This is a genomic window from Phytobacter diazotrophicus (assembly GCF_052061655.1).
GTDB lineage: Bacteria > Pseudomonadota > Gammaproteobacteria > Enterobacterales > Enterobacteriaceae > Phytobacter > Phytobacter diazotrophicus.
Map to the genome: position 1 here is coordinate 485,166 of NZ_CM125428.1, position 13,521 is coordinate 498,686.

At 50.4% G+C, this 13,521-nt stretch carries 26 protein-coding genes; 25 read left to right on the forward strand and 1 reads right to left on the reverse strand.

Annotated features, from left to right (window positions below; genetic code table 11):
* Window positions 1-42 precede the first annotated feature (42 nt).
* The 3 genes from tuf (at window position 43) to bfr (ending at window position 2,152) form a co-directional block, all read left to right on the forward strand.
* Window positions 43-1,227, forward strand: coding sequence for an elongation factor Tu (gene tuf, locus ACS0RQ_RS02250; protein WP_047372876.1), 1,185 nt, complete (start codon window positions 43-45; stop codon window positions 1,225-1,227).
* Window positions 1,228-1,410: 183 nt separating this feature from the next.
* On the forward strand, window positions 1,411-1,605 hold the full coding sequence (bfd, locus tag ACS0RQ_RS02255) for a bacterioferritin-associated ferredoxin (protein ID WP_039076808.1): 195 nt from the start codon (window positions 1,411-1,413) through the stop codon (window positions 1,603-1,605).
* A gap of 70 nt (window positions 1,606-1,675) precedes the next feature.
* Entirely contained in the window at window positions 1,676-2,152 is a 477-nt protein-coding gene (gene bfr / locus ACS0RQ_RS02260; protein ID WP_039076809.1) for a bacterioferritin, read from the forward strand.
* Here bfr and ACS0RQ_RS02265 read toward each other — a convergent pair.
* Complete coding sequence (locus tag ACS0RQ_RS02265) at window positions 2,136-2,621, reverse strand: prepilin peptidase (protein ID WP_271851085.1); 486 nt, start codon at window positions 2,619-2,621, stop codon at window positions 2,136-2,138. The two genes, bfr and ACS0RQ_RS02265, sit on opposite strands and share 17 nt — an antisense overlap.
* Before the next feature lie 372 nt (window positions 2,622-2,993).
* Between ACS0RQ_RS02265 and rpsJ the strand changes: the two genes are divergently transcribed.
* From rpsJ to secY, 22 genes are all read left to right on the forward strand, one after another.
* Window positions 2,994-3,305: a 30S ribosomal protein S10 gene (rpsJ, locus tag ACS0RQ_RS02270; protein WP_001181005.1), complete on the forward strand. Its 312-nt coding sequence runs from the start codon at window positions 2,994-2,996 to the stop codon at window positions 3,303-3,305.
* Between the two features lie 32 nt (window positions 3,306-3,337).
* Window positions 3,338-3,967 (forward strand): 50S ribosomal protein L3, encoded by a 630-nt coding sequence (gene rplC, locus ACS0RQ_RS02275; RefSeq protein WP_039076811.1) that lies wholly within the window; start codon window positions 3,338-3,340, stop codon window positions 3,965-3,967.
* Between the two features lie 10 nt (window positions 3,968-3,977).
* Window positions 3,978-4,583 (forward strand): 50S ribosomal protein L4, encoded by a 606-nt coding sequence (gene rplD, locus ACS0RQ_RS02280; RefSeq protein WP_039076812.1) that lies wholly within the window; start codon window positions 3,978-3,980, stop codon window positions 4,581-4,583.
* Window positions 4,580-4,882, forward strand: coding sequence for a 50S ribosomal protein L23 (gene rplW, locus ACS0RQ_RS02285; RefSeq protein WP_000617546.1), 303 nt, complete (start codon window positions 4,580-4,582; stop codon window positions 4,880-4,882). The genes rplD and rplW overlap by 4 nt, the downstream gene beginning before the upstream one ends.
* 17 nt (window positions 4,883-4,899) lie before the next feature.
* The gene (rplB, locus tag ACS0RQ_RS02290; protein ID WP_039076813.1) at window positions 4,900-5,721 is read left to right on the forward strand and encodes a 50S ribosomal protein L2; all 822 of its coding nucleotides are present in this window, start codon (window positions 4,900-4,902) and stop codon (window positions 5,719-5,721) included.
* A gap of 16 nt (window positions 5,722-5,737) precedes the next feature.
* Window positions 5,738-6,016, forward strand: a complete 279-nt coding sequence (gene rpsS / locus ACS0RQ_RS02295; protein ID WP_001138115.1) for a 30S ribosomal protein S19 — start codon at window positions 5,738-5,740, stop codon at window positions 6,014-6,016.
* Between the two features lie 14 nt (window positions 6,017-6,030).
* On the forward strand, window positions 6,031-6,363 hold the full coding sequence (rplV, locus tag ACS0RQ_RS02300; protein ID WP_002919773.1) for a 50S ribosomal protein L22: 333 nt from the start codon (window positions 6,031-6,033) through the stop codon (window positions 6,361-6,363).
* 17 nt (window positions 6,364-6,380) lie between these two features.
* A complete protein-coding gene (rpsC, locus tag ACS0RQ_RS02305; RefSeq protein ID WP_000529945.1) occupies window positions 6,381-7,082 on the forward strand; it encodes a 30S ribosomal protein S3 in 702 nt (233 codons plus the stop codon).
* 12 nt (window positions 7,083-7,094) lie between these two features.
* Entirely contained in the window at window positions 7,095-7,505 is a 411-nt protein-coding gene (gene rplP, locus ACS0RQ_RS02310; RefSeq protein WP_007369814.1) for a 50S ribosomal protein L16, read from the forward strand.
* Window positions 7,505-7,696: a 50S ribosomal protein L29 gene (rpmC, locus tag ACS0RQ_RS02315; RefSeq protein WP_032614707.1), complete on the forward strand. Its 192-nt coding sequence runs from the start codon at window positions 7,505-7,507 to the stop codon at window positions 7,694-7,696. The genes rplP and rpmC overlap by 1 nt, the downstream gene beginning before the upstream one ends.
* Complete coding sequence (gene rpsQ, locus ACS0RQ_RS02320) at window positions 7,696-7,950, forward strand: 30S ribosomal protein S17 (protein WP_000130100.1); 255 nt, start codon at window positions 7,696-7,698, stop codon at window positions 7,948-7,950. The genes rpmC and rpsQ overlap by 1 nt, the downstream gene beginning before the upstream one ends.
* Window positions 7,951-8,112: 162 nt before the next feature.
* Window positions 8,113-8,484, forward strand: coding sequence for a 50S ribosomal protein L14 (gene rplN, locus ACS0RQ_RS02325; protein ID WP_008457164.1), 372 nt, complete (start codon window positions 8,113-8,115; stop codon window positions 8,482-8,484).
* A gap of 10 nt (window positions 8,485-8,494) precedes the next feature.
* Complete coding sequence (rplX, locus tag ACS0RQ_RS02330; RefSeq protein ID WP_035894981.1) at window positions 8,495-8,809, forward strand: 50S ribosomal protein L24; 315 nt, start codon at window positions 8,495-8,497, stop codon at window positions 8,807-8,809.
* A gap of 14 nt (window positions 8,810-8,823) precedes the next feature.
* Window positions 8,824-9,363: a 50S ribosomal protein L5 gene (gene rplE, locus ACS0RQ_RS02335; protein ID WP_007702494.1), complete on the forward strand. Its 540-nt coding sequence runs from the start codon at window positions 8,824-8,826 to the stop codon at window positions 9,361-9,363.
* A gap of 14 nt (window positions 9,364-9,377) precedes the next feature.
* Window positions 9,378-9,683 carry a 30S ribosomal protein S14 gene (gene rpsN, locus ACS0RQ_RS02340; protein WP_039076814.1) on the forward strand — a complete coding sequence of 102 codons (306 nt, stop codon included), beginning with the start codon at window positions 9,378-9,380 and terminating at the stop codon, window positions 9,681-9,683.
* A 33-nt stretch (window positions 9,684-9,716) separates the two neighbouring features.
* Window positions 9,717-10,109, forward strand: coding sequence for a 30S ribosomal protein S8 (gene rpsH / locus ACS0RQ_RS02345; protein ID WP_039076815.1), 393 nt, complete (start codon window positions 9,717-9,719; stop codon window positions 10,107-10,109).
* Window positions 10,110-10,121: 12 nt separating this feature from the next.
* Window positions 10,122-10,655, forward strand: a complete 534-nt coding sequence (gene rplF / locus ACS0RQ_RS02350) for a 50S ribosomal protein L6 (protein WP_039076816.1) — start codon at window positions 10,122-10,124, stop codon at window positions 10,653-10,655.
* A 9-nt stretch (window positions 10,656-10,664) separates the two neighbouring features.
* The gene (gene rplR, locus ACS0RQ_RS02355; protein WP_039076817.1) at window positions 10,665-11,018 is read left to right on the forward strand and encodes a 50S ribosomal protein L18; all 354 of its coding nucleotides are present in this window, start codon (window positions 10,665-10,667) and stop codon (window positions 11,016-11,018) included.
* 14 nt (window positions 11,019-11,032) lie between these two features.
* The gene (gene rpsE / locus ACS0RQ_RS02360; RefSeq protein WP_039076818.1) at window positions 11,033-11,536 is read left to right on the forward strand and encodes a 30S ribosomal protein S5; all 504 of its coding nucleotides are present in this window, start codon (window positions 11,033-11,035) and stop codon (window positions 11,534-11,536) included.
* A gap of 3 nt (window positions 11,537-11,539) precedes the next feature.
* Window positions 11,540-11,719 carry a 50S ribosomal protein L30 gene (gene rpmD, locus ACS0RQ_RS02365; protein WP_001140434.1) on the forward strand — a complete coding sequence of 60 codons (180 nt, stop codon included), beginning with the start codon at window positions 11,540-11,542 and terminating at the stop codon, window positions 11,717-11,719.
* Window positions 11,720-11,722: 3 nt separating this feature from the next.
* Window positions 11,723-12,157, forward strand: a complete 435-nt coding sequence (gene rplO / locus ACS0RQ_RS02370; protein ID WP_039076819.1) for a 50S ribosomal protein L15 — start codon at window positions 11,723-11,725, stop codon at window positions 12,155-12,157.
* 7 nt (window positions 12,158-12,164) lie between these two features.
* Complete coding sequence (secY, locus tag ACS0RQ_RS02375; RefSeq protein WP_039076820.1) at window positions 12,165-13,496, forward strand: preprotein translocase subunit SecY; 1,332 nt, start codon at window positions 12,165-12,167, stop codon at window positions 13,494-13,496.
* Window positions 13,497-13,521: the final 25 nt, after the last annotated feature.

The following is a 13,521-nucleotide window of genomic DNA, read 5'->3' on the forward strand; positions in this document are numbered from 1 at the left end:
CCCCTCCATAAGGGGGGGAGCACTATAGTAAGGAATATAGCCGTGTCTAAAGAAAAATTTGAACGTACAAAACCGCACGTTAACGTCGGCACCATCGGCCACGTTGACCACGGTAAAACTACTCTGACTGCTGCAATCACTACCGTTCTGTCCAAAACTTACGGTGGCCAGGCTCGTGCATTCGACCAGATCGATAACGCGCCGGAAGAAAAAGCACGTGGTATCACCATCAACACCTCTCACGTTGAGTACGATACTGCGATCCGTCACTACGCACACGTAGACTGCCCGGGCCACGCCGACTATGTTAAAAACATGATCACCGGTGCTGCGCAGATGGACGGCGCGATCCTGGTTGTTGCTGCGACTGACGGCCCGATGCCGCAGACTCGTGAGCACATCCTGCTGGGTCGTCAGGTAGGCGTTCCGTACATCATCGTGTTCCTGAACAAATGCGACATGGTTGATGACGAAGAGTTGCTGGAACTGGTTGAAATGGAAGTTCGTGAACTTCTGTCTCAGTACGATTTCCCGGGCGACGACACTCCGATCGTTCGTGGTTCTGCTCTGAAAGCGCTGGAAGGCGAAGCTGAGTGGGAAGCGAAAATCATCGAACTGGCTGGCCACCTGGATACCTATATCCCGGAACCAGAGCGTGCGATTGACAAGCCGTTCCTGCTGCCGATCGAAGACGTATTCTCCATCTCCGGTCGTGGTACCGTTGTTACCGGTCGTGTAGAGCGCGGTATCATCAAAGTTGGTGAAGAAGTTGAAATCGTTGGTATCAAAGATACTGCGAAATCTACCTGTACCGGCGTTGAAATGTTCCGCAAACTGCTGGACGAAGGCCGTGCTGGTGAGAACGTTGGTGTTCTGCTGCGTGGTATCAAACGTGAAGAAATCGAACGTGGTCAGGTACTGGCTAAGCCGGGCACCATCAAGCCGCACACCAAGTTCGAATCCGAAGTGTACATTCTGTCCAAAGATGAAGGCGGCCGTCATACTCCGTTCTTCAAAGGCTACCGTCCGCAGTTCTACTTCCGTACAACTGACGTGACTGGCACCATCGAACTGCCGGAAGGCGTAGAGATGGTAATGCCGGGCGACAACATCAAAATGGTTGTTACCCTGATCCACCCGATCGCGATGGACGACGGTCTGCGTTTCGCAATCCGTGAAGGCGGCCGTACTGTAGGCGCGGGCGTTGTAGCAAAAGTTCTGGGCTAATTATTCGTTAATTAGTTTTGAATTGAAAAGGGCGCTAAGGCGCCCTTTTTGCTGTCTGCTTGTTGGCTATCGCCATATTTGTACGTATTTTTTCTCACCTTCCCATCCAACAAACATCGTTGTGCTATTGTAATCATAACTATTCTCATTTAGACTTTGCGCATAAATTGAACGGGAGTGATTATGTACGTTTGTTTGTGTAATGGTGTAAGTGATAAAAAAATTCGCCAGGCTGTACGCCAGTTCCATCCTCAATCATTCCAGCAATTGCGCAAGTTTATTCCTGTGGGAAATCAGTGTGGTAAGTGTGTACGCGCTGCTCGCGAAATCATGCAGGATGAGTTGCTGCAGATCCCGGAATATAAAGAAACCGCCTGAGTCTTCTGCTTTTTTTTGACTTCCCTGTAGCCCGATCTACGCTTCAATGAGTGGAAGCGGAGGGACTATAATGAAAGGTGATGTCAAAGTTATAAATTATCTCAATAAGTTATTGGGAAACGAGCTTGTCGCAATCAACCAGTATTTTCTCCACGCGAGAATGTTCAAGAACTGGGGCCTGATGCGCCTTAATGATGTTGAATATCATGAATCCATCGATGAAATGAAACACGCTGATAAATATATCGAGCGTATTTTGTTTCTTGAAGGCATTCCAAATCTGCAAGATCTGGGCAAACTCGGTATCGGTGAAGACGTTGAAGAGATGCTACAGTCCGATTTACGACTGGAGCTGGAAGGCGCCAGAGATTTGCGTGAAGCCATTGCCTACGCTGACAGTGTGCATGATTATGTCAGCCGGGACATGATGATTGAAATCCTGGCCGATGAAGAAGGCCATATTGACTGGCTGGAAACCGAGCTGGACCTTATCGGCAAGATTGGTTTGCAGAACTATCTCCAGTCACAAATCAAGGTTCAAGATTAACCATCGTCCTAAAGATGCTTTGGTAAGACATGAACAAACCCGCGCCCGCCAGGAATGGACCAAAAGGCAGCGGGTTTTTTATTATCTGCATGCTTCTGCGTCTTATGGACATAAGGCAGGCGACTCCGGACGCAAGTGATGCGGCAACAAAGACAAGCAAGGGTAAGGCTTCCCAGCCATGCCAGGCACCCAGTGCTGCCAGAAATTTCACATCACCATAGCCGAGTCCTTCCTTATTACGTAGGGAGCGATACCCCCAATAAAGTGCCGCGAATCCGACGTAACCCGCAATTGCTCCTAATACCTTTTCCTGCAACAGCATGGGATTGAACCAGCCACAATAAAACAGCCCACTCCAGAGAAGAGGGCAGGTGAAGCGATCGGGTAGAAGACCCTGCCGGACGTCATACCAAACCAGCAATGTATTAAGTACAAGATAAATACATATAAAGAGAATTGTACCTGCCATATAACCTCCACATGCTCGCTGGCGATTAAGCATCAGCGACAGAGATAAACGGCAAAAGAGGGGCAAGCGAGCTCTTGCGTACAAGCTTCAGAAAAAGATAACTGCCTTGCATAGCGCGGCAAGCAATGTGCGACGCTTCACGCACAGGCGTTTAATTTATAAACGCCCCTTGCGTAAATGCCAGATTTACGTATAATGCGCGGGCTTGTCGTAATTGACGGCTGGTTCGATATGAACCCCTGATAGCGCATTTGGCTATCAAACAATGCTCCCAATCGGGGGGCTATGTAAGAACGGTTACACTCTCCCATCAATCGTAATGGGTATGAGGAGTAATCATTTCGTCTATAAAATAATTGGAGCTCTGGTCTCATGCAGAACCAAAGAATCCGTATCCGCCTGAAAGCGTTTGATCATCGTCTGATCGATCAATCAACCGCGGAAATCGTCGAGACTGCTAAGCGCACTGGTGCGCAAGTCCGTGGTCCGATCCCGCTGCCGACCCGCAAAGAGCGCTTCACCGTTCTGATCTCCCCGCACGTTAACAAAGACGCGCGCGATCAGTACGAAATCCGCACTCACAAGCGTCTGGTTGACATCGTTGAGCCAACCGAGAAAACCGTTGATGCTCTGATGCGTCTGGACCTGGCTGCCGGTGTAGACGTGCAGATCAGCCTGGGTTAATCAGGTCATCGAGCGATTGAGAGGTTGAAACAATGATTGGTTTAGTCGGTAAAAAAGTGGGTATGACCCGCATCTTCACTGAAGATGGCGTATCTATCCCAGTAACCGTAATCGAAGTTGAAGCAAACCGCGTTACTCAGGTTAAAGATCTGGCTAACGATGGCTACCGCGCTGTTCAGGTTACCACTGGTGCTAAAAAAGCTAACCGTGTAACCAAGCCGGAAGCGGGTCACTTCGCTAAAGCTGGCGTAGAAGCTGGCCGTGGTCTGTGGGAATTCCGTCTTGCTGACGGCGAAGAGTTCACCGTAGGTCAGAGCATTAGCGTTGAGCTGTTTGCCGAAGTTAAAAAAGTTGACGTAACTGGCACCTCTAAAGGTAAAGGTTTCGCAGGTACCGTTAAGCGCTGGAACTTCCGTACCCAGGACGCTACCCACGGTAACTCCTTGTCTCACCGCGTTCCGGGTTCTATCGGTCAGAACCAGACTCCGGGCAAAGTGTTCAAAGGCAAGAAAATGGCAGGTCAGCTGGGTAACGAACGTGTCACTGTTCAGAGCCTGGACGTAGTACGTGTTGACGCTGAGCGCAACCTGCTGCTGGTTAAAGGTGCGGTCCCGGGTGCAACCGGTAGCGACCTGATCGTTAAACCAGCTGTGAAGGCGTGAGGAGATAGCAATGGAATTAGTATTGAAAGACGCGCAGAGCGCGCTGACTGTTTCCGAAACTACCTTCGGTCGTGATTTTAACGAAGCGCTGGTACACCAGGTTGTTGTTGCTTATGCAGCTGGTGCACGTCAGGGTTCTCGTGCTCAGAAGACTCGTGCTGAAGTAACTGGTTCCGGTAAAAAACCGTGGCGCCAGAAAGGTACCGGCCGTGCGCGTTCTGGTTCTATCAAGAGCCCGATCTGGCGTTCTGGTGGCGTAACTTTCGCTGCGCGTCCGCAGGACCACAGTCAAAAAGTTAACAAAAAGATGTACCGCGGCGCGCTGAAAAGCATTCTGTCCGAACTGGTACGTCAGGATCGTCTGATCGTTGTCGAATCTTTCTCTGTAGAAGCGCCTAAAACTAAGCTGCTGGCACAGAAACTGAAAGACATGGCTCTGGAAGATGTGCTGATCATCACCGGTGAGCTGGACGAAAACCTGTTCCTGGCTGCGCGCAACCTGCACAAGGTTGACGTACGCGATGCAACTGGTATCGACCCGGTTAGCCTGATCGCCTTCGACAAAGTCGTAATGACTGCTGATGCTGTTAAGCAAGTTGAGGAGATGCTGGCATGATTCGTGAAGAACGTCTGCTGAAGGTGCTGCGCGCACCGCACGTTTCTGAAAAAGCGTCTACTGCGATGGAAAAAACTAACACCATCGTTCTCAAAGTTGCTAAAGACGCGACCAAAGCAGAAATCAAAGCTGCTGTGCAGAAACTGTTTGAAGTCGAAGTCGAAGTCGTTAACACCCTGGTTGTTAAAGGGAAAGTTAAACGTCACGGACAGCGTATCGGTCGTCGTAGCGACTGGAAAAAAGCTTACGTCACCCTGAAAGAAGGCCAGAATCTGGACTTCGTTGGCGGCGCTGAGTAAGTCGGAGGAGTAATACAATGGCAGTTGTTAAATGTAAACCGACATCTCCGGGTCGTCGCCACGTAGTTAAAGTGGTTAACCCTGAGCTGCACAAGGGCAAACCTTTTGCTCCGCTGCTGGAAAAAAACAGCAAATCCGGTGGTCGTAACAACAATGGCCGTATCACCACTCGTCACATCGGTGGTGGCCACAAGCAGGCTTATCGTCTGGTTGACTTCAAACGCAACAAAGACGGTATCCCGGCAGTTGTTGAGCGTCTTGAGTACGATCCGAACCGTTCCGCGAACATCGCGCTGGTTCTGTACAAAGATGGCGAACGCCGTTACATCCTGGCCCCTAAAGGCCTGAAAGCTGGCGACCAGATTCAGTCTGGCGTTGATGCTGCAATCAAAGCAGGCAACACCCTGCCGATGCGCAATATCCCGGTTGGTTCTACTGTTCATAACGTAGAAATGAAACCAGGTAAAGGCGGTCAGCTGGCACGTTCCGCTGGTACTTACGTTCAGATCGTTGCTCGTGATGGTGCTTATGTCACCCTGCGTCTGCGTTCTGGTGAAATGCGTAAAGTCGAAGCAGACTGCCGCGCTACTCTGGGCGAAGTTGGCAATGCTGAGCATATGCTGCGCGTTCTGGGTAAAGCAGGTGCTGCACGCTGGCGTGGTGTTCGTCCTACCGTTCGCGGTACTGCGATGAACCCAGTCGACCACCCACATGGTGGTGGTGAAGGTCGTAACTTTGGTAAGCACCCGGTAACTCCGTGGGGCGTTCAGACCAAAGGTAAGAAGACCCGCAGCAACAAGCGTACTGATAAATTTATCGTACGTCGCCGTAGCAAATAATATTAGAGGATAAGCCATGCCACGTTCTCTCAAGAAAGGTCCTTTTATTGACCTGCACTTGCTGAAGAAGGTAGAGAAAGCGGTGGAAAGCGGAGACAAGAAGCCCCTGCGCACTTGGTCCCGTCGTTCAACGATCTTTCCTAACATGATCGGTTTGACCATCGCTGTCCATAATGGTCGTCAGCACGTTCCGGTATTTGTTTCCGACGAAATGGTCGGTCACAAACTGGGTGAATTCGCACCGACTCGTACTTATCGCGGCCACGCTGCTGATAAAAAAGCGAAGAAGAAATAAGGTAGGAGGAAGAGATGGAAACTTTAGCTCAACATCGCCATGCTCGTTCTTCTGCTCAGAAGGTACGCCTTGTTGCTGACCTGATTCGCGGTAAGAAAGTGTCGCAGGCCCTGGATATTCTGACCTACACCAATAAGAAAGCGGCTGTACTGGTCAAGAAAGTTCTGGAATCTGCCATTGCTAACGCTGAACACAACGATGGCGCTGACATTGACGATCTGAAAGTTGCGAAAATTTTCGTAGACGAAGGCCCGAGCATGAAGCGCATTATGCCGCGTGCAAAAGGTCGTGCAGATCGCATCCTGAAGCGCACCAGCCACATTACTGTGGTTGTGTCCGATCGCTGAGACTCTGGAGACTAGCAATGGGTCAGAAAGTACATCCTAATGGTATTCGCCTGGGTATTGTCAAACCTTGGAACTCTACCTGGTTCGCGAACACCAAAGAATTCGCTGACAACCTGGACAGCGATTTTAAAGTACGCCAGTACCTGACTAAGGAACTGGCTAAAGCGTCCGTATCTCGTATCGTTATCGAGCGTCCGGCTAAGAGCATCCGTGTGACTATTCACACCGCTCGCCCGGGTATCGTTATCGGTAAGAAAGGCGAAGACGTAGAAAAACTGCGCAAGGTCGTAGCGGATATCGCTGGCGTTCCTGCTCAGATCAATATCGCCGAAGTTCGTAAACCTGAACTGGACGCAAAACTGGTTGCTGACAGCATCACTTCTCAGCTGGAACGTCGTGTAATGTTCCGTCGTGCTATGAAGCGTGCTGTACAGAACGCAATGCGTCTGGGCGCTAAAGGTATCAAAGTTGAAGTTAGCGGCCGTCTGGGCGGCGCGGAAATCGCACGTACTGAATGGTACCGCGAAGGTCGTGTTCCGCTGCACACTCTGCGTGCTGACATTGACTACAACACCTCTGAAGCGCACACCACTTATGGTGTAATCGGCGTTAAAGTGTGGATCTTCAAAGGTGAGATCCTTGGTGGTATGGCTGCTGTTGAACAACCGGAAAAACCGGCTGCTCAACCGAAAAAGCAGCAGCGTAAAGGCCGTAAATAAGGAGCGTCGCTGATGTTACAACCAAAGCGTACAAAATTCCGTAAGGTGCACAAAGGCCGCAACCGTGGTCTGGCGCAGGGCACGGATGTGAGCTTCGGCACTTACGGTCTGAAAGCTGTTGGCCGTGGTCGTCTGACCGCTCGTCAGATTGAAGCAGCACGTCGTGCCATGACACGTGCAGTTAAGCGTCAGGGTAAGATCTGGATCCGTGTATTCCCGGACAAACCGATCACCGAGAAGCCGCTGGAAGTTCGTATGGGTAAAGGTAAAGGTAACGTGGAGTATTGGGTTGCCTTGATTCAGCCGGGTAAAGTCCTGTATGAAATGGACGGCGTTCCGGAAGAGCTGGCCCGTGAAGCCTTCGAGCTGGCAGCAGCAAAACTGCCGATTAAAACCACCTTTGTAACTAAGACGGTGATGTAATGAAAGCAAATGAGCTGCGTGAAAAAAGCGTTGAAGAGCTGAACGCTGAGCTGCTGAACCTGCTGCGTGAGCAGTTCAACCTGCGTATGCAGGCTGCAAGTGGCCAGCTGCAACAGACTCACCTGCTGAAGCAGGTTCGTCGTGATGTTGCACGCGTTAAGACTTTACTGACTCAGAAGGCGGGTGCGTAATGACCGATAAAATCCGTACTCTGCAAGGTCGCGTAGTTAGCGACAAAATGGAGAAATCCATTGTTGTTGCTATCGAACGTTTTGTGAAACACCCGATCTACGGTAAATTCATCAAGCGTACGACCAAACTGCACGTACATGACGAGAACAACGAATGCGGTATCGGCGACGTGGTTGAAATCCGCGAATGCCGTCCGCTGTCCAAGACTAAGTCCTGGACGCTGGTTCGCGTTGTAGAGAAAGCGGTTCTGTAATACAGTACGCATTCTCAATAATAAACGGTCCAGTGATGGGCCGTTTATTTTTTCTACCCATATCTAAGAAGCGGTGTTATAATGCCGCGCCCCCGATATGGGGCTTTTTTAACGACCCGTTTTTAGGGTCTCAGTAGTAGTTGACATTAGCGGAGCACTAAAATGATCCAAGAACAGACTATGCTGACCGTCGCCGACAACTCCGGTGCACGTCGCGTAATGTGTATCAAGGTTCTGGGTGGCTCGCACCGTCGCTACGCAGGCGTAGGCGACATCATCAAGATCACCATCAAGGAAGCAATTCCGCGTGGTAAGGTCAAAAAAGGTGATGTGCTGAAGGCGGTAGTGGTGCGCACCAAGAAGGGTGTTCGTCGCCCGGACGGTTCTGTCATTCGCTTCGATGGTAATGCATGCGTTATTTTAAACAATAACAGCGAGCAGCCTATCGGTACGCGTATTTTTGGGCCGGTAACTCGTGAACTTCGCAACGAGAAGTTCATGAAAATTATCTCTCTGGCACCAGAAGTACTCTAAGGAGCGAATCATGGCAGCGAAAATCCGTCGTGATGACGAAGTTATCGTGTTAACCGGTAAAGATAAAGGTAAACGCGGTAAAGTTAAGAATGTCCTGTCTTCCGGCAAGGTCATTGTTGAAGGTATCAACCTGGTTAAGAAACATCAGAAGCCGGTTCCGGCCCTGAACCAACCAGGTGGCATTGTTGAGAAAGAAGCAGCTATTCAGATCTCTAACATTGCACTCTTCAATGCGGCAACCGGCAAGGCTGACCGTGTAGGCTTTAGATTCGAAGACGGCAAAAAAGTCCGTTTCTTCAAGTCTAACAGCGAAACTATCAAGTAATTTGGAGTAGTACGATGGCGAAACTGCATGATTACTACAAAGACGAAGTAGTTAACAAACTCATGACTGAGTTTAACTACAATTCTGTCATGCAAGTCCCTCGGGTCGAGAAGATCACCCTGAACATGGGTGTTGGTGAAGCGATCGCTGACAAGAAACTGCTGGATAACGCAGCAGCTGACCTGGCAGCAATCTCCGGTCAAAAACCGTTGATCACCAAAGCACGCAAATCTGTTGCAGGCTTCAAAATCCGTCAGGGCTATCCGATCGGCTGTAAAGTAACTCTGCGTGGCGAACGCATGTGGGAGTTCTTTGAGCGCCTGATCACTATTGCTGTACCGCGTATCCGTGACTTCCGTGGCTTGTCCGCTAAGTCTTTCGACGGTCGTGGTAACTACAGCATGGGTGTCCGTGAGCAGATCATCTTCCCAGAAATCGACTACGATAAAGTCGACCGCGTGCGTGGTTTGGATATTACCATTACCACTACTGCGAAATCTGATGAAGAAGGCCGTGCTCTGCTGGCTGCCTTTGACTTCCCGTTCCGCAAGTAAGGTAGGGTTACTTAATGGCTAAGCAATCAATGAAAGCACGCGAAGTAAAGCGCGTAGCTTTAGCTGATAAATTCTTCGCTAAACGCGCTGAACTGAAAGCTATCATCTCTGATGTGAACGCAACCGACGAAGATCGTTGGAATGCCGTTCTCAAGCTGCAGACTCTGCCGCGTGATTCCAGCCCGTCTCGTCAGCGTAATCGCTGCCGTCAAACTGGTCGTCCGCACGCTTTCCTGCGGAAGTTCGGGTTGAGCCGTATTAAGGTCCGTGAAGCCGCTATGCGCGGTGAAATCCCGGGTCTGAAAAAGGCTAGCTGGTAATTGTCACCAATTGAATCACGGGAGTAAAGACAGATGAGCATGCAAGATCCGATCGCGGATATGCTGACCCGTATCCGTAACGGTCAGGCCGCGAACAAAGCTGCGGTCACCATGCCTTCCTCCAAGCTGAAAGTGGCAATTGCCAACGTGCTGAAGGAAGAAGGTTTTATTGAAGATTTCAAAATCGAAGGCGACACCAAGCCTGAACTGGAAGTAGCTCTTAAATACTTCCAGGGCAAAGCTGTTGTAGAAAGCATTCAGCGTGTCAGCCGCCCAGGTCTGCGCATCTATAAGAAAAAAGATGAGCTGCCGAAAGTTATGGGTGGTCTGGGTATTGCAGTTGTTTCTACCTCTAAAGGTGTTATGACTGATCGTGCAGCGCGCCAGGCTGGTCTTGGTGGCGAAATTATCTGCTACGTAGCCTAATCGGAGGAAAAAATGTCTCGTGTTGCTAAAGCACCGGTCGTTATTCCTGCCGGCGTTGATGTAAAACTCAACGGTCAGGTTATCACGATCAAAGGTAAAAACGGCGAGCTGACTCGTACTCTCAACGATGCTGTTGAAGTGAAACATGCAGATAACGCTCTGACTTTCGGTCCGCGTGATGGTTACGCAGACGGTTGGGCTCAGGCTGGTACCGCGCGTGCCCTGCTGAACTCAATGGTTATCGGTGTTACCGAAGGCTTCACTAAGAAGCTGCAGCTGGTTGGTGTAGGTTACCGTGCAGCGGTTAAAGGGAATGCAGTAAACCTGGCTTTAGGTTTCTCTCATCCTGTTGACCATCAACTGCCGGCTGGCATCACTGCAGAGTGCCCGACTCAAACTGAAATCGTGCTGAAAGGCGCTGATAAACAGTTGATCGGTCAGGTTGCAGCTGATCTGCGCGCCTACCGTCGTCCTGAGCCTTACAAAGGCAAGGGTGTTCGTTACGCCGACGAAGTCGTGCGTACCAAAGAGGCTAAGAAGAAGTAAGGTAACACTATGGATAAGAAATCTGCTCGTATCCGTCGTGCGACCCGCGCACGCCGCAAGCTCAAAGAGCTGGGCGCAACTCGCCTGGTGGTACATCGTACCCCGCGTCATATTTACGCACAGGTAATTGCACCGAACGGTTCTGAAGTTCTGGTAGCTGCTTCTACTGTAGAAAAAGCTATCTCTGAACAACTGAAGTACACCGGTAACAAAGACGCGGCTGCAGCTGTGGGTAAAGCTGTCGCTGAACGCGCTCTGGAAAAAGGCATCAAAGATGTGTCCTTTGACCGTTCCGGGTTCCAATATCATGGTCGTGTCCAGGCACTGGCAGATGCTGCCCGTGAAGCTGGCCTTCAGTTCTAAGGTAGAGGTGTAAGATGGCTCACATCGAAAAACAAGCTGGCGAACTGCAGGAAAAGCTGATCGCGGTAAACCGCGTATCTAAAACCGTTAAAGGTGGTCGTATTTTCTCCTTCACAGCTCTGACTGTTGTAGGTGACGGTAACGGTCGCGTAGGTTTTGGTTACGGTAAAGCGCGTGAAGTTCCAGCAGCGATCCAGAAAGCGATGGAAAAAGCCCGTCGCAATATGATTAACGTCGCGCTGAACCACGGCACCCTGCAGCACCCGGTTAAGGGTACTCACACGGGTTCTCGTGTATTCATGCAGCCGGCTTCCGAAGGTACCGGTATCATCGCCGGTGGTGCAATGCGCGCCGTTCTGGAAGTCGCTGGGGTTCATAACGTTCTGGCTAAAGCATATGGTTCCACCAACCCGATCAACGTGGTTCGTGCAACTATTGATGGCCTGGAAAATATGAATTCTCCAGAAATGGTCGCTGCCAAGCGTGGTAAATCCGTTGAAGAAATTCTGGGGAAATAAACCATGGCAAAGACTATTAAAATTACTCAAACCCGCAGTGCAATCGGTCGTCTGCCGAAACACAAGGCAACGCTGCTTGGCCTGGGTCTGCGTCGTATTGGTCACACCGTAGAACGCGAGGATACTCCTGCTGTTCGTGGTATGGTCAACGCGGTTTCCTTCATGGTTAAAGTTGAGGAGTAAGAGATGCGTTTAAATACTCTGTCTCCGGCCGAAGGCTCCAAAAAGGCGGGTAAACGCCTGGGTCGTGGTATCGGTTCTGGCCTCGGTAAAACCGGTGGTCGTGGTCACAAAGGTCAGAACTCTCGTTCTGGCGGTGGCGTACGTCGCGGTTTCGAGGGTGGTCAGATGCCTCTGTACCGTCGTCTGCCGAAATTCGGTTTCACTTCTCGTAAAGCAATGATCACTGCAGAGGTCCGCCTCTCTGATCTGGCTAAAGTAGAAGGCGACGTAGTTGACCTGAACACGCTGAAAGCAGCAAACATTATCGGTATTCAGATCGAGTTCGCGAAAGTGATCCTGTCTGGTGAAGTTTCTACTCCGGTAACTGTTCGTGGCCTGCGTGTTACTAAAGGCGCTCGTGCTGCTATCGAAGCTGCTGGCGGTAAAATCGAGGAATAAGTAGCAGATGGCTAAACAACCGGGATTAGATTTTCAAAGTGCCAAAGGTGGCTTAGGCGAGCTGAAACGCAGACTGCTGTTTGTTATCGGTGCGCTTATTGTGTTCCGTATTGGCTCTTTTATTCCGATCCCTGGTATTGATGCCGCTGTACTTGCCAAACTGCTTGAGCAACAGCGAGGCACCATCATTGAAATGTTTAACATGTTCTCTGGTGGTGCTCTCAGCCGTGCTTCTATCTTCGCTCTGGGTATTATGCCGTACATCTCGGCATCAATTATTATCCAGCTGCTGACGGTCGTTCATCCGGCCCTGGCAGAACTGAAGAAAGAAGGGGAATCTGGTCGTCGTAAGATTAGCCAGTACACCCGTTACGGCACTCTGGTGCTGGCAATATTTCAGGCAACCGGTATTGCTACCGGTTTGCCGAATATGCCTGGTATGCAGGGCCTGGTTATTAACCCGGGCTTTGCATTCTATTTCACCGCTGTTGTAAGTCTGGTTACAGGGACAATGTTCCTGATGTGGCTCGGCGAACAGATTACTGAGCGTGGTATCGGTAACGGTATCTCAATCATTATCTTCGCCGGTATCGTTGCGGGACTCCCGCCAGCCATTGCCCATACTATCGAGCAAGCGCGTCAAGGCGACCTGCACTTCCTCCTGTTGCTGTTGGTTGCAGTATTAGTATTTGCAGTGACGTTCTTTGTTGTATTCGTTGAACGTGGTCAACGCCGCATTGTGGTAAACTACGCGAAACGTCAGCAGGGTCGTCGTGTCTATGCTGCTCAGAGCACACATTTGCCGCTGAAAGTGAATATGGCGGGGGTAATCCCGGCAATTTTCGCTTCCAGTATTATTCTGTTCCCGGCAACCATCGCGTCATGGTTCGGGGGCGGTACTGGTTGGAACTGGCTGACAACAATTTCGCTGTATTTGCAGCCTGGGCAACCGCTTTATGTGTTACTCTATGCGTCTGCAATCATCTTCTTCTGTTTCTTCTACACGGCATTGGTTTTCAATCCGCGTGAAACAGCAGATAACCTGAAGAAGTCCGGTGCATTTGTACCAGGAATTCGTCCGGGAGAGCAAACGGCGAAGTATATCGATAAGGTAATGACACGCCTGACTTTGATTGGTGCGTTGTATATTACTTTTATCTGCCTGATCCCGGAGTTCATGCGTGATGCGATGAAAGTGCCGTTCTACTTCGGTGGAACCTCGCTGCTTATCGTTGTTGTCGTGATTATGGACTTTATGGCTCAAGTGCAAACTCTGATGATGTCAAGTCAGTACGAGTCTGCATTGAAGAAGGCGAACCTGAAAGGCTATGGCCGTTAATGGTCGCCCGAGAAGTTACGGAGAG

Bases quoted from the DNA above. Each gene is read 5' to 3' on its own strand.
- bfd (WP_039076808.1), top strand. From the start codon at position 1,411: ATGTACGTTTGTTTGTGTAATGGTGTAAGTGATAAAAAAATTCGCCAG.
- bfr (WP_039076809.1), top strand. From the start codon at position 1,676: ATGAAAGGTGATGTCAAAGTTATAAATTATCTCAATAAGTTATTGGGA.
- ACS0RQ_RS02265 (WP_271851085.1), bottom strand. From the start codon at position 2,621: ATGGCAGGTACAATTCTCTTTATATGTATTTATCTTGTACTTAATACA.
- rpsJ (WP_001181005.1), top strand. From the start codon at position 2,994: ATGCAGAACCAAAGAATCCGTATCCGCCTGAAAGCGTTTGATCATCGT.
- rplC (WP_039076811.1), top strand. From the start codon at position 3,338: ATGATTGGTTTAGTCGGTAAAAAAGTGGGTATGACCCGCATCTTCACT.
- rplD (WP_039076812.1), top strand. From the start codon at position 3,978: ATGGAATTAGTATTGAAAGACGCGCAGAGCGCGCTGACTGTTTCCGAA.
- rplW (WP_000617546.1), top strand. From the start codon at position 4,580: ATGATTCGTGAAGAACGTCTGCTGAAGGTGCTGCGCGCACCGCACGTT.
- rplB (WP_039076813.1), top strand. From the start codon at position 4,900: ATGGCAGTTGTTAAATGTAAACCGACATCTCCGGGTCGTCGCCACGTA.
- rpsS (WP_001138115.1), top strand. From the start codon at position 5,738: ATGCCACGTTCTCTCAAGAAAGGTCCTTTTATTGACCTGCACTTGCTG.
- rplV (WP_002919773.1), top strand. From the start codon at position 6,031: ATGGAAACTTTAGCTCAACATCGCCATGCTCGTTCTTCTGCTCAGAAG.
- rpsC (WP_000529945.1), top strand. From the start codon at position 6,381: ATGGGTCAGAAAGTACATCCTAATGGTATTCGCCTGGGTATTGTCAAA.
- rplP (WP_007369814.1), top strand. From the start codon at position 7,095: ATGTTACAACCAAAGCGTACAAAATTCCGTAAGGTGCACAAAGGCCGC.
- rpmC (WP_032614707.1), top strand. From the start codon at position 7,505: ATGAAAGCAAATGAGCTGCGTGAAAAAAGCGTTGAAGAGCTGAACGCT.
- rpsQ (WP_000130100.1), top strand. From the start codon at position 7,696: ATGACCGATAAAATCCGTACTCTGCAAGGTCGCGTAGTTAGCGACAAA.
- rplN (WP_008457164.1), top strand. From the start codon at position 8,113: ATGATCCAAGAACAGACTATGCTGACCGTCGCCGACAACTCCGGTGCA.
- rplX (WP_035894981.1), top strand. From the start codon at position 8,495: ATGGCAGCGAAAATCCGTCGTGATGACGAAGTTATCGTGTTAACCGGT.
- rplE (WP_007702494.1), top strand. From the start codon at position 8,824: ATGGCGAAACTGCATGATTACTACAAAGACGAAGTAGTTAACAAACTC.
- rpsN (WP_039076814.1), top strand. From the start codon at position 9,378: ATGGCTAAGCAATCAATGAAAGCACGCGAAGTAAAGCGCGTAGCTTTA.
- rpsH (WP_039076815.1), top strand. From the start codon at position 9,717: ATGAGCATGCAAGATCCGATCGCGGATATGCTGACCCGTATCCGTAAC.
- rplF (WP_039076816.1), top strand. From the start codon at position 10,122: ATGTCTCGTGTTGCTAAAGCACCGGTCGTTATTCCTGCCGGCGTTGAT.
- rplR (WP_039076817.1), top strand. From the start codon at position 10,665: ATGGATAAGAAATCTGCTCGTATCCGTCGTGCGACCCGCGCACGCCGC.
- rpsE (WP_039076818.1), top strand. From the start codon at position 11,033: ATGGCTCACATCGAAAAACAAGCTGGCGAACTGCAGGAAAAGCTGATC.
- rpmD (WP_001140434.1), top strand. From the start codon at position 11,540: ATGGCAAAGACTATTAAAATTACTCAAACCCGCAGTGCAATCGGTCGT.
- rplO (WP_039076819.1), top strand. From the start codon at position 11,723: ATGCGTTTAAATACTCTGTCTCCGGCCGAAGGCTCCAAAAAGGCGGGT.
- secY (WP_039076820.1), top strand. From the start codon at position 12,165: ATGGCTAAACAACCGGGATTAGATTTTCAAAGTGCCAAAGGTGGCTTA.